General features: G+C 67.9%; 13 protein-coding genes and 2 tRNA genes. 8 read left to right on the top strand and 7 right to left on the bottom strand.

Translation table 11 applies throughout. The annotated features are described in order from the left end of the window. Positions 1-113: 113 nt before the first annotated feature. Positions 114-2,666: a Cache 3/Cache 2 fusion domain-containing protein gene (locus RWO33_RS07595; protein WP_314103803.1), complete on the bottom strand. Its 2,553-nt coding sequence runs from the start codon at positions 2,664-2,666 to the stop codon at positions 114-116. Between the two features lie 333 nt (positions 2,667-2,999). On the opposite strand from RWO33_RS07595, the gene RWO33_RS07600 reads away from it, so the two are divergent. After that, positions 3,000-3,075, top strand: a tRNA-Ala gene (locus RWO33_RS07600). Between the two features lie 183 nt (positions 3,076-3,258). Here the strand turns inward: RWO33_RS07600 and RWO33_RS07605 are convergent. From RWO33_RS07605 to RWO33_RS07625, 5 genes are all read right to left on the bottom strand, one after another. Further along, positions 3,259-3,420: a hypothetical protein gene (locus tag RWO33_RS07605; RefSeq protein ID WP_186308923.1), complete on the bottom strand. Its 162-nt coding sequence runs from the start codon at positions 3,418-3,420 to the stop codon at positions 3,259-3,261. Between the two features lie 84 nt (positions 3,421-3,504). Next, positions 3,505-4,335 carry an alpha/beta hydrolase gene (locus tag RWO33_RS07610; protein WP_314103806.1) on the bottom strand — a complete coding sequence of 277 codons (831 nt, stop codon included), beginning with the start codon at positions 4,333-4,335 and terminating at the stop codon, positions 3,505-3,507. An 87-nt stretch (positions 4,336-4,422) separates the two neighbouring features. Continuing rightward, positions 4,423-4,800, bottom strand: coding sequence for a response regulator (locus tag RWO33_RS07615; protein ID WP_314103808.1), 378 nt, complete (start codon positions 4,798-4,800; stop codon positions 4,423-4,425). Between the two features lie 74 nt (positions 4,801-4,874). Next, entirely contained in the window at positions 4,875-5,531 is a 657-nt protein-coding gene (locus RWO33_RS07620) for a response regulator (RefSeq protein WP_314103810.1), read from the bottom strand. Beyond that, positions 5,528-6,940, bottom strand: a complete 1,413-nt coding sequence (locus tag RWO33_RS07625) for an ATP-binding protein (RefSeq protein ID WP_314103813.1) — start codon at positions 6,938-6,940, stop codon at positions 5,528-5,530. Before RWO33_RS07625 ends, RWO33_RS07620 begins: the two co-directional genes overlap by 4 nt. A 208-nt stretch (positions 6,941-7,148) precedes the next feature. Between RWO33_RS07625 and RWO33_RS07630 the strand changes: the two genes are divergently transcribed. The 3 genes from RWO33_RS07630 to RWO33_RS07640 are packed head-to-tail and all read left to right on the top strand — an operon-like array spanning position 7,149 to position 8,688. Further along, positions 7,149-7,667 carry a DNA starvation/stationary phase protection protein gene (locus RWO33_RS07630; RefSeq protein ID WP_314103815.1) on the top strand — a complete coding sequence of 173 codons (519 nt, stop codon included), beginning with the start codon at positions 7,149-7,151 and terminating at the stop codon, positions 7,665-7,667. Further along, positions 7,664-8,173, top strand: coding sequence for a redoxin domain-containing protein (locus tag RWO33_RS07635; protein WP_314103817.1), 510 nt, complete (start codon positions 7,664-7,666; stop codon positions 8,171-8,173). The genes RWO33_RS07630 and RWO33_RS07635 overlap by 4 nt, the downstream gene beginning before the upstream one ends. After that, positions 8,170-8,688 carry a DsbA family protein gene (locus tag RWO33_RS07640; protein ID WP_314103820.1) on the top strand — a complete coding sequence of 173 codons (519 nt, stop codon included), beginning with the start codon at positions 8,170-8,172 and terminating at the stop codon, positions 8,686-8,688. The genes RWO33_RS07635 and RWO33_RS07640 overlap by 4 nt, the downstream gene beginning before the upstream one ends. A 23-nt stretch (positions 8,689-8,711) precedes the next feature. On the opposite strand, the gene RWO33_RS07645 is transcribed toward RWO33_RS07640, so the two are convergent. After that, positions 8,712-9,533: a helix-turn-helix transcriptional regulator gene (locus tag RWO33_RS07645; protein WP_314103823.1), complete on the bottom strand. Its 822-nt coding sequence runs from the start codon at positions 9,531-9,533 to the stop codon at positions 8,712-8,714. A 72-nt stretch (positions 9,534-9,605) separates the two neighbouring features. On the opposite strand from RWO33_RS07645, the gene RWO33_RS07650 reads away from it, so the two are divergent. From RWO33_RS07650 to RWO33_RS07665, 4 genes are all read left to right on the top strand, one after another. Beyond that, the gene (locus RWO33_RS07650) at positions 9,606-10,790 is read left to right on the top strand and encodes a YbfB/YjiJ family MFS transporter (protein WP_314103825.1); all 1,185 of its coding nucleotides are present in this window, start codon (positions 9,606-9,608) and stop codon (positions 10,788-10,790) included. Positions 10,791-10,873: 83 nt separating this feature from the next. Beyond that, a tRNA-Phe gene (locus RWO33_RS07655) sits at positions 10,874-10,949 on the top strand. 251 nt (positions 10,950-11,200) lie between these two features. Then, positions 11,201-11,740: a lipocalin family protein gene (locus tag RWO33_RS07660; RefSeq protein WP_186308922.1), complete on the top strand. Its 540-nt coding sequence runs from the start codon at positions 11,201-11,203 to the stop codon at positions 11,738-11,740. Between the two features lie 82 nt (positions 11,741-11,822). Next, a complete protein-coding gene (locus RWO33_RS07665; RefSeq protein WP_145480006.1) occupies positions 11,823-12,308 on the top strand; it encodes an LEA type 2 family protein in 486 nt (161 codons plus the stop codon). The last annotated feature ends 6 nt before the right edge of the window (positions 12,309-12,314 follow it).

Here is a 12,314-nt window from a genome sequence, read left to right on the forward strand (position 1 = left end):
CAACGTTTTTGGGTTCCGCCTTGTTTTGTCGCGTTTGTTTCTGGGGGTTTCAACCCCTACATGGGGGGGGGGGGGGGGGCGGGGGGGCCCCCCCCCCCCCCCCACCGCACCGATCAGGCCGCGACGCGCTCCATGCGCGCGGGCTGCGCGTCGGCCAGGCGGAACTGCCCGACCGATTGCTGCAGCTCGGCCGACTGCGCGTTCAATGCACGCGCAGCGGCCGAAGCCTCCTCGACGAGGGCAGCGTTCTGCTGGGTCACACCGTCCATCTGAACAATGCCCTGGTTGACCTGCTCGATCCCTGCCGCCTGTTCCTGGCTGGCACTGGCGATCTCTTCGATCAGCCCGCCCAGCTCACCCACCGATGCCACCACCCGCTGCAGGGTCTGCCCTGCCTGCTGGGCCAGTTCGCTGCCGTCGGCCACCTGCGCCACCGACGCCTCGATCAGCGTCTTGATTTCCTTGGCCGCACTCGCCGAACGCTGCGCCAGCGCGCGCACTTCCGAGGCGACCACTGCGAAGCCACGGCCTTCCTCGCCAGCACGCGCTGCTTCCACCGCGGCGTTGAGGGCCAGGATGTTGGTCTGGAAGGCGATGCCGTCGATCACCGTGGTGATGTCGGCGATACGCCGCGACGAGGCTTCGATGCCGCTCATGGTGTCCACCACCTGGGCCACGGCGTTGCCGCCCTGCACCGCCACGTCGGACGCTTCTGCGGCCAGGCGGTCGGCACGGCGGGCATGGTCCGCGTTCTGCTTCACGGCGGCGGTGAGTTCTTCCAGCGATGCCGCCGATTCTTCCAGGCTGGCGGCCTGCTGCTCGGTGCGCCGCGACAGGTCGTCGTTGCCGGCGGCGATTTCCGCCGACGCCGTGGCCACCGATACGGCCGCCTGCTGGATGCCACCGACAATGGCGGTCAGCTGCGCCACGGTGGCGTTGGCGTCGTCACGCATGGTCGCGAAAACACCCTGGAACTGCCCGTCGATGCGGCCACGCAGGTCGCCCTGGGCCAGGTCGCGCAGCAGGCCCGACAAGGCGCCGAGATTGCGGTCGGCGGTGACCATCAGTGTGTTGAGGCCGTCGACCATGACCCGGAAGTCGTGCTGGTAGGCCTCGGCGTTGCCGCGCACGCTGAAGTCGCCGGCGGCAGCTGCAGCCACCAGGTGCTTGATCTCGCCGTTGATCGCCTGCAGGCGGTCGCGCACGCCGTTGACCGCTTCGGTGATGCGGGCCTTTTCGCCCGGCAGCTGTTCCATCGGCTGCGACAGGTCGCCATAGGCGTAGCGTTGGACCAGGTCCACCATGCGCATCTTGACCCCTATGTGCGCGGCGACCAGCTCATTGGTGCCGGTCACCATGGTGCCGAACTCGCCCTCGAAGCGACTGGCGTCGATCCGGTGGCTGATCGTGCCTTCGGCATGGCGCTGGCTCATTTCGTTCTGCGCCGCGATGATCTCGCGCAGCTTGGCCTGCATCTGCTGCAGCGCGCCCATCAGTCGACCCACTTCATCGGCGCTGCGCACGGTGATCGGCTTGTCCAGGCGACCAGCGGCGACGTCGCGCGCGACCTGCCCGGCCTCGGCCAGCGGCACGCTGAGCAGACGTCGCACCACCACGATCAGCGCCACGATCACGGCCAGCAGGCCCAGGCCGGACACCACTGCGATCTGCAGCATCAACTTGTGCAGTACCGCCTGCAGCACCGAGCTGGGCTCCAGCCCGAGCACCGTCCACTGCCACGGCCCATAGGCCTGTGCGCTGACGAAATAGGGTTGCGCCGGATCACCTTCGGCGCCACGCAGGTGCAGCGTGGCCGTGCTGGCCTTGCCGCTCAGCAGCGCCTCCAGCGTTGCCTGGTCGGCCGGGTCGACGCGTGCGGACAGCAGCTCGCCCTCGCCGTCGGTCGCGGCCATCACCGTGCCGAACGCATCGCCGGCGCGCGTATTGACCGCCAGGAAGCGTCCTTCCTTGCCCAGGGTGGATTCGCGCAGGCGCGCTTTCAGTGCGGCCAGGCCCTCGGTGTAGTTCTGGCCGACGAAGGCGATGCCGGCCACTTCGCCCGCAGCGTCCTTGATCGGCATGTAATGGGTCATGTAGTCCACCCCGAACAGCTTCACCGGACCGGTGAAGCCTTCACCGGCCATGATCTTCGGATAGGCCGGGCTGGCGTGGTCGAGCACGGTGCCCATGGCACGCGCGCCTTCGGCATTGCGTACCGAGGTAGACACGCGCACGAAGTCGTCGCCATCGCGCACGAACACCGTGGCCACGCCACCGCCGGTGGCGTCGGCGAAACGATCCACCGCCGCTTCCTGCAGGTTGAGCACCTCCTTGCCCAGCCGCAGTGTAGGGGTCTGGCGCTCGCCCACCGCGACCTGCGCGGCCGGGTCCACGCTGACCTCGCCGGCCGGCAGCATCGCGCGGAACATCCCGGCCATGCGCTCGGTGCTGTCGCTCAGGCTGCGGTCGTACAGTTCCACCGAATCGCGCATCAGCTCGGTGGAGTTCTGTAGACCCGCTTCAACGCGCTGCTGGTAGCTGCTGGCAGCCTGGCGGTAGATCAGCACCGCCAGTACGACGAACGCGAGGGTGGTGATCAGGCCCATCAGCAGCGCGAGGCGCGCGCCGATGGAAGTAGAGAAAACGGTGGCGGCACGGGTCGTCATCGTTGGTACTCGGAGGGGAGGGTTTGGATTGAGAGATACGTCACACTTCTTATCGGCACCGAAGTGGTCCTCTTTACGTAAAAAAAGACAGAATCCTCTTGCCTTTCGTTTTTCCCAAGTGATTGATCTGTAAACATTTCCGTCCGGATGCCCCTTCACGAACCCGGACATCCGTTCAGGAATGGACGAAAAATCCTCAAGATGGGCGTTGACCTGCCGCCATTGCATGCCCCCGCCGGCGTGTGATCCATCCGCAGCGGCCACTCTTGGCAGCGCGTGAACGCGGCGCTACACTGCGTGTTCGCGGCACCCACGCCGCGTAGCAGTACACCTGGGGCCATAGCTCAGCTGGGAGAGCGCGTCGTTCGCAATGACGAGGTCAGGAGTTCGATCCTCCTTGGCTCCACCACATTCCTGCCGCCGTCGTGCAGACGGCAGCAAAAAAAAGCCACCCTTCCGGGTGGCTTTTTCTTTTGCTGCTGTGATTGTTGCCGCGTAGCCACGCAGGGCGTGGCTCTACGGTTCACGCTGCCAGCGCCTCGTGGACTGCGTCCGGGCACGCATGGCACGCCCCTAAGATCCGGTCGGCCGGTCAGCCGGGATTGCTGTCCTTGATCGGGGGCCGGCGGCTTTCATCCTGCCGGACCTTCTCATCGGTCTGGCCGGGGCGGGTCTTGGCGACCTCGTCCTGCCTGCGGTCCTGCTGGGCTTCGTTGACGCCCTGCTGTTTGCCGGGCTGCTTGTCGTTGTTCATGCTGCGTGCTCGTCGTGGCCAGCCCTGTCTGGGCATGGCCACACCGTAGCGCCGGGCGCGTGATGCACGGGTCAGCGGGGCCGGTCAGGCCTGGATGAACGCCAGCAGTTCCGCGTTGATTGCATCGGCATGCGTGGTGCACATCCCGTGCGGGTAGCCCGGGAACACCTTCAGCGTGCCCTGCCTGAGCAGCTTGATGGTCAACAGGCTGGCATCGGCGATCGGCACGATCTGGTCGTCATCGCCGTGCAGCACGAGGGTTGGCACGCTGATCGCCTTCAGGTCGTCGGTGAAGTCGGTCTCCGAGAAGGCCTTGATGCCCTCGTAGTGCGCCTGCGCGCTGCCGTCCATCCCCTGCCGCCACCAGTTGCGGATGGTGCCTTCGGACACCGCCGCGCCGCTGCGGTTGAAGCCATAGAACGGGCCGCTCGCCAGGTCCAGGTAGAACTGCGCGCGGTTCTGCGCCAGCTGCGCGCGGAAGCCGTCGAACACCGACAACGGCAGGCCCCCCGGGTTGGCAGGAGTCTGCAGCATGATCGGCGGCACGGCACTGATCAGCACCGCCTTGGCCACGCGGCCGGGCGCGGCCTTTGCCACGTAACGCGCCACTTCCCCGCCGCCGGTGGAGTGGCCGATGTGCACGGCGTTCTCCAGCTTCAGGTGGTCGGCCACGGCCGCCGCGTCGGCCACGTAGTGGTCCATGTCGTGGCCTTCCCCTACCTGCGCCGAACGGCCATGGCCGCGGCGGTCGTGCGCCACCACGCGGTAGCCCTTGGCCAGGAAGAACAGCAGCTGCGCGTCCCAGTCGTCGCTGGAAAGCGGCCAGCCGTGGTGGAACACGATCGGCTGGGCCTCCTTGGGGCCCCAGTCCTTGTAGAAAATCTCGACGCCGTCGGCGGTGGTGAGGGTGCTCATCGGTGCTGCTCCTGGAGTGGGTGGGGACTGCAGGAACAGACTAGGCGGCGACGCGGAAGGGCGACATCGTACGCTTGGGTCGCCGGGTCATACCGAGGTATGGTCGCCCAGCGCCTGGGCCAGGCAGCGCGACATGGTTTCGCCGTCCACTGGCTTGACCAGGAACGCACGCGCACCACGTGCCATCACGCGGGCGCGCAGGACGTCGGTCGGGAACGCGGTCATGAAGATCATCGGGAAGCGGCAGCCGCGCGCCAGCAGCTCGGCCTGCAGCTGGTCGCCGTCCATCTGCGGCATCTGGACGTCGGTGAGCAGGCAGTCCGGCGGGTCGCCCGCATCGGCCAGGAAATCGGCCGCGCAGGCGTAGGTGCGCACCTCGTATCCAAGCGCCCGCACCAGGCTCGACAGGGACTGGCGCACGCCGTCATCGTCGTCAACGATGGCAATGCGGTAATTCGGTTTCATGCCCCTTTATGCCCGATGCGCCCGCGCGCGTGAACCATACACAGGTTTGTGCGGTCCCGTTCGCGCGGGCGTGCTCAGGCCGCCGGCTGGCCGACCCCAAGTGCCTCGGCCTGGCGCACAAGGTCGGCCAGCGCACGGACTCCCATCTTGCGCATCACGTTGCCGCGATGGATCTTCACGGTGATCTCGCTCAGATTCAGCTCGCCGGCCACCTGCTTGTTCATCAGCCCGGCCACCACCAGCGCCATCACCTCGCGCTCGCGCGGCGTCAGGGTGGCGTACCGTGCGTCCAGTGAATCGCGGGCGGCGCTGTGCTGGCGACGCCGCGTGTCGCGCTCGATCGCCGCGCTGACCGCGTCCAGCATGTCCTGGTCACGGAACGGCTTGGACAGGAAGTCGACCGCGCCGGCCTTCATGGCCCGCACCGTCATCGGGATGTCGCCGTGTCCGGTCATGAACACGATGGGCAGCTGGATGCCGTGCGCGGCCAGCTGGCCCTGCAGGTCCAATCCGCTGACCCCGGGCAGGCGCACATCGAGCACGATGCAGCCGGGTACCGCCGGCAGGTCTGCCTGCAGCAGCTCGGCCGCCGAACCCAGTATCCGCGTCTGCAGGCCGACCGAACGCAGCAGGCTGTCCAGCGCGTCGCGCACCGCCGGATCATCATCGACCACGACGACCAGGGGTCTGGCAGGCGCGGCAGCACCGCGCGGCGGTAGGGCGGTTGTCATGACGGTGCGCCTTCTGCTGTGGTGGCCAGCACCAGCTGGAACCTGGCACCACGACCGGGAACATTGTCCACCGACAGCCTGCCGCCATGCGCCTCGGCGGTGGAGCGGCAGATCGCCAGCCCCATGCCCATGCCCTGCGGCTTGGTGGTGAAGAACGGTTTGAACAAGGTGTCCAGATGATCCGGCGGAATGCCCGGACCGCTGTCGGTGATGCTGATCGTCACTTCACCCGGCTCGCCTGCCCGGGCATCGATCTGCACTTCACGTGCAGCCTCCTGCCCGGCCATGGCCTGGCAGGCGTTGACCAGCAGGTTGACCAGCACCTGCTGCAGCTGCACTCCGTCGCCCATCAACGGCGGCAGTCGGCCGACCACGGCGATGCGCAGCTGTACCGATTCGCGGCTGAATTCGTGCTGCACCAGGCGAACGGCGTCGTCGATAAGGGTCAACGTATCCAGTCGCTGTCGGGGCGTGCTGCGCTTGGCCAGGAACGCGCGGACGCGCTTGACGATCTCGCTGGCCCGGCGCGCCTCGCCCACGCTGCGGTTGATCGCCGCATCCACTTCCTGCAGGTCGGGGCTGTCGCGGTGCAGCCAGCGCAGGCCCGCCTCGCCATTGGTCACCACCGCCATCAACGGCTGGTTGACTTCGTGCGCCAGCGTGGCCGCCAGCTCGCCCAGTGTCGCCACCCGCGTGGCATGGGCCAGTTCGGCCTGCGCACGCCGCGCGGCGTCTTCCGCGCGCCGACGCTCGGTGGCATCGGTGTGGGTCTCCATGACGCCGACCGCCCTTCCCTTTCCATCGCGCTGGATGACCCAACGGCTGTCCAGCACGCGCCACTCCCCCGCACGGGTGCGTTGTTCAAGTACGCCTTCCCAGCTGCCCAGCCCGAGCAGCGCCGCTTCCACCTCCTCCCGCGCCTGGGGATACCGCGTGGAAAGCAGCGTGTCGGCCACCTGGCCGATCGCTTCGTCCGCCGACCAGCCGTACATCTGCACCGCAGTGCGGTTCCAGAAGGTGATCACGCCGCTGCGGTCGCGCACGAAGATCATGTCGTGCGACAGGTCAAGCAGCGTCGCCTGGCCGCGCAGGCGCTGCATGGCGTGTTGATGCTGCAGCGCCAGCAGCGCGGTGATGCCGATCGCCGCCAGGCTGACCAGCGCGCGGAAGGTCTGCGAACCGACGTGGTTCAAGCCGTGCGAGTCCACGTAGGCCACCACCGTCAGCACGATCCCCGCCACCGCGGTAACGACCAGGTCCGCCCGCCGCCCGGTGCGCGCGGCCAGCAGCACCGCCACCACGTACAGCACCGCCACTGCACCTTCCAGCGTGGTGAGGACATCGACCAGGAAGATGCACAGCGTCAGCAGCGCGGCCGCGGCGCGGTACAGGGCGTGGCGAGTGGACACGGTCGGGCCGGCAGGCATCGCGCAATGACCATCGGTGGGAGGGGCACAGTATCCCCCGCCCATGCGGGCGGTTGATCCCTCAAAAGAGGGATGCGCCCGGACCGGCCCCAAACCAACGTATGAGCCGGGAAAACGATCGCGCGATACCCCCGCTGCGCGCCCCCGCCTAGTCTGGATCCGTCGCCCAACCCCGCCCATGAGACCCGCCATGAACGAGCTTTCCCCGCATTCTCGCCAGAGCGTCGCGCTGCATACCCCGTCCGACCTGGGCCAGCAGGCGGTCAAGGACATCGCCGGCGCCCTTACCGTGCTGCTCGCCGATGTGTTCGCGCTGTACCTGAAGACCAAGAATTTCCACTGGCACCTGTCCGGTCCGCACTTCCGCGATTACCACCTGATGCTGGACGAACAGGGCGAGGAGATCTTCGCCATCACCGACGACATCGCCGAACGCGCACGCAAGGTGGGGGGCAACACGCTGCGCTCGATCGGCCAGATCCACCGCATCCAGCGCCTGCTCGACAACGATGCCGACTACGTCACCGCGCAGGACATGCTGGCCGAACTCGCCGACGACAACCGCCGCCTGGTCAGCTTCCTGCGCGCCACCCACGAGGTGTGCAGCGGCTACAACGACGTCGCCACCACCAGCCTGATCGAGAACTGGATCGACCAGGCCGAGCGCCGCAGCTGGTTCCTGTTCGAAAGCACCCGGAGGTCGCCATGAGTCCTGCCCCGCAGCACGCCCTTGCGGTGGGTAGTCCCGCACCGGCCTTCCAGCTTCCCGCTACCCCCGACCAGCGCCTGGGCCTGGACGAGCTGCGCGGCCGCCCGGTGATCCTTGCGTTCTACCCCGCCGACTGGAGCCCGGTGTGCGGCGACCAGCTGGGGCTGTACAACCAGCTGCTGCCCGAGTTCCACCGCAGCGGCGCGCAGCTGGTCGGCATCTCGGTGGACGGGGTCTGGTGCCACGCCGCCTTCGCCGAACAGCGTCACCTGCATTTCCCGCTGCTGGCGGACTTCGAGCCCAAGGGCGAGGTAGCGCGGCGTTACGGCGCCTACCGCGAACAGGATGGGGTCTGCGAACGCGCGTTGTTCGTGCTGGATGCCGACGGCATCGTGCGCTGGAGCTACATCTCCCCGTTGGGCGTCAATCCCGGTGCCGACGGCATCCTTGAAGCGCTGGCACGGCTCACCGCCAACGCGCCCTCTCCTGCAGGAGCCTCGTCATGAAAGGTCTTACCGTTCCGGTCAGCGCGCTGGACCACAGCCAGGGCCCGCAGGGCGCGCCGGTCACCCTGGTCGAGTATGGCGACTACCAGTGCCCGTACTGTGGCGAGGCCTACCCCGTGCTCAAGGCCGTGCAGCAGGCGATGGGCAAGCAGTTGCGTTTCGTGTTCCGCAACTTCCCCATCACCGACAGCCATCCGCACGCGCTCGCCGCCGCACGCTTCGCCGAAGCCGCCACCGAGATCGGGCAGTTCTGGGAAGCGCATGACCTGCTCTACCAGCACCAGGACGCGCTCACCGACCGCGACATCGCGGGCTATGCCCAGGCGCTGGGTGTGAATGCCGCGCTGATGGAAGCCGCCGACAACGGCGCCTTCGACGCACGGATCGAGAGCGACTTCATGGGCGGCGTGCGCAGCGGCGTCAACGGCACGCCCTGTCTGTTCATCAATGGCACGCGCTATGACGGCCCGCGCGACGTGGACAGCCTGGTCGCCGTGTTGACCGGACTGGCCTGACGCCGGCACCTTTGCGGCCACTTTCACCCTGTCTGCCGCGAGCGCCGCCACTGCAGCGGACTCATCCCCATCTCCATGCGGAACATGTAATTGAATGCCGACGCCGAGGCATACCCCAGCTCGTGGGCGATGGTGGTCGGCGAGCGTCCCTGCGCCAGCCACTCGATCGCGCGCAGCAGGCGCAGCCGCGTGCGCCAGTCGCGCAGGCTCATCCCGGTGTCGCGTTCGAAGTGGCGCGCCAGCGTGCGCGATGATGCCCCCAACAGCCGCGACCACGCCTCCACGCTGCGTGCATCGCCGGGTTGGTCGTGCAGGGCCTGGCACCAGCGCTGCAGTCTTGCATCCTGCGGCCACGGCAGGTGTCGCCGATGCTGGCGCTGGCGCTGCAGCTGCGCGGTGACCAGCGCGCACAGGTGCAGGTAATAAGGTTGATCGTCCTCCGGCCGCACCTGGCCCAGTTCCACGATCAGCTCGCGCAGCAGCGGCGATACATCCAGCACCGCGCAGTGATCGGGCATGTGCAGCGCGGGATCGTCGGCCACGTACAGGTTGCGGAACGCCGCCGCGCTCAGCGCACCGGTGTGGTGCAGCATGCCGGTCGGCACCCACAGCGCCTGTTGTGGCGTGATGACATGGCGGGCATTGCGCGCGGTCACCTGCAGCACGCCCTCGGTAGCGAACACCACCTGGTTCCATGCGTGCACGTGCGGCGGAAAGCGTTCGCCGGCAGCCAGCTGCTGGGTGCGCGCCATCACCGGCCAGGGCAATGACTGCAGCAAAGGCACCGCCACCTCACGCCATGGGCTCGCAGCGGCGGCAGCGCGGGTTTGGCGGCTGGTCGACATGATGGGTCATTCTATCGAAAGACAGCCGCCCGGGCTGCGGCGGACCATGGCCCATCGCACACGGATATGACCATGCCTGCCTTCCCCGCTCCCTCCCCTCACGGTACCGCCCTGCACCCCTGGCAGGTCATCGCTGCGGGCATCTGCGCGCTGGTGTTGACCGTCGGCCTGGCGCGCTTCGCCTACACCCCGCTGCTGCCGCTGATGCGCGAGGACGCCGGGCTCAGCGCCGCGCAGGGGGGCTGGCTGGCCACCTTCAATTACCTCGGCTACCTGCTCGGCACCCTGCTGGCTGCACGGGTGGGCGACATGCAGCAGAAATTCCGCTTCTACCGGATCGGGCTGGTGTTGGCGGTGGCGGCCACCGCGCTGATGGGCGTCACCACCCAGCCGTGGGTGTGGAGCGTGCTGCGGCTGGTGGCGGGCATGTCCAGCACCGCGGGACTGCTGCTGGCGTCCGGGCTGGTACTGAACTGGCTGCTGGCCCACCAGCACCGCCCACGGCTGGGCCTGCACTTCGCCGGGTTGGGGCTGGGCATCGTGGTATCCGGCGCAGCCACCGGGCTGCTGGCCGGGCATGCCGACTCCAGCGAGCAGTGGATCTGGCTGGGCCTGCTGGGCGTGCTGTTCCTGGTCCCGGCCTGGGCCTGGATGCCCCGGCCGGCCGTGATCTCCGCCGGCCATGCGGTGCAGGCGCCGCCGCCGCCCAGCCGCCGCTGGCGCCAGTTGCTGATCGCGGCCTATTTCTGCGCCGGCGTCGGCTTCGTGGTCAGCGCCACGTTCATCGTCGCCATCCTGGAGCAGACCGCCGCCTTCCGCGGCCACGGCAGCGCGGTCTGGGTGCTGGTCGGGCTGGCCGCAGTGCCGTCGACCTTCGCCTGGGACCGCATCGCCGCCCGGCTCGGGCTGATCCGCGCGCTGGTCGTGGCCTTCGCGCTGCAGGCCATTTCCTTCGTGCTGCCGCTGCTGGACGACGGCCTGGCCGCCGGGCTTGGCAGTGCACTGCTGTTCGGCCTGACCTTCGCCGGCATCGTCAGCCTCACCCTCACCGTGGTCGGTCGCCACTACCCGCACAACCCGGCCAAAGCCATGGCCACCCTCACCCTCAGCTACGGCGTGGCACAGATCCTGGCACCGGCACTGGCCGGCATCCTGGCGCGCAGCAGCGGCAGCTACCAGGCGTCGCTGCTGCTCGCGGCGATCTTCATGGCCATCGGCATTGCACTGCTGCTCGCCATGCCGCAGCAACGAATGTGAATTTTTTTTGTCGAAATGCTTGCCGAACCCTGCAGACCTCCGTATTATTCGCGTCCTCGCCAGCGGCAACGCAGCGATGAAGTGGCCGAGTAGCTCAGTTGGTAGAGCAGGGGATTGAAAATCCCCGTGTCGGCGGTTCGATTCCGTCCTCGGCCACCATGATTTCAGAGACCTGCAGAAATGCAGGTCTTTTTTTTTCCGCATTCGTCATCAGCGGCACGTTCGTGTTCACCGTCAGCAACACCGACGTCAGCAAACAGCGCGTCTACCTCAACAGCGAACGCGACTACCGCCACCCGCTTGCACTGAACGTGTCGATGGACGCGCCGTGCGCGCGGACGGCTGACGAAACCTTTACACCCGCATCGGGTCTGCACTCTACTCTCGGGCGTCCTACCGGGAGACCCACCATGCGCCTTCGCCCTGCACTGCTTGCCACCGGCCTGCTGCTGGCCAGCCTCGCCGTCCACGCCGCGGAGCCGGTGCGTTCCGTGCCGGCCCTGGACATGGGGCGGTATGCAGGTCAGTGGCATGAGATCGCGCACCTGCCGGTATCGTTCCAGAAGAAGTGCGTGGGCGACATCACCGCCACCTACGCGATGCGCGCCGATGGCCGGATCAGCGTCTACAACGCCTGCCGGGTGGAAGACGGCAGCCGCATCGCTGCCGAGGGCGTGGCGCGCCCGGTGCAGGGCGAACCGGGGCAGCTGCAGGTGCGCTTCGTGCCCGACTGGCTGGCCTGGGTGCCGCTGGTCTGGGCCGACTACTGGGTGATCGCATTGGACCCCGATTACCAGTGGGCGGTGGTGGGCGATCCGGACCGCAAGTACCTGTGGATACTGTCGCGCTCGCCGACGATGGACAAGGCGCTGTTCGGCAGCCTGAAGGGCCGGGCCGAAGCGATGGGCTACGACCTTGCGCCCCTGAAGGTCATGGCTCCGCTGGATTGACCCCAAGGGCGCACGCACCACAACCTCCATACGCCGTAGTATGCTTCCACCCACGCAGCACCCGCACGAGGATTTTGCGCTCATGTTCCGACGCCTCCGTACCGCCCTGACCGTGGCCCTGCTGGCCGGCACCGCCGTTGGCCTGGCGGCCTGCAGCACCAGCGTGAAGCGGGTTTCGCCGCCGGCCGCCAGCGTGCAGCAGCTGACCGTGGGCGCAAGCGGCAACTGGACCCTGGCCCTGCGCCTGCAGAACTTCAGCTCCATGCCCATGACCTTCGACAGCGTGGACCTGCAGATGCAGGTCGGCGGTCAGGACGCGGGCAAGGTGAGTGCGCGCCCGGCCATCTCCATCGGTGGCGTGTCCGCCGACGTGATCAACGTCGAGCTGCAGCCGTCCTCGGCCGCGCGCATCGTGGTTGCCGACGCACTGGCCGGCAACCGCACCCTGGACTATTCGCTCAAGGGCAGCGTGGCCGCCACCCCGCAGGACAAGAAGCAGCGCAGCTTCGAGATCGAAAACCGCAGCACCCTCAACCAGGCCCCCGGCCTGCCCGGCGTGCTGCGCTGACGCCCG

The organism is uncultured Stenotrophomonas sp., from assembly GCF_963519925.1.
Taxonomy (GTDB): Bacteria; Pseudomonadota; Gammaproteobacteria; order Xanthomonadales; family Xanthomonadaceae; genus Stenotrophomonas; species Stenotrophomonas maltophilia_AE.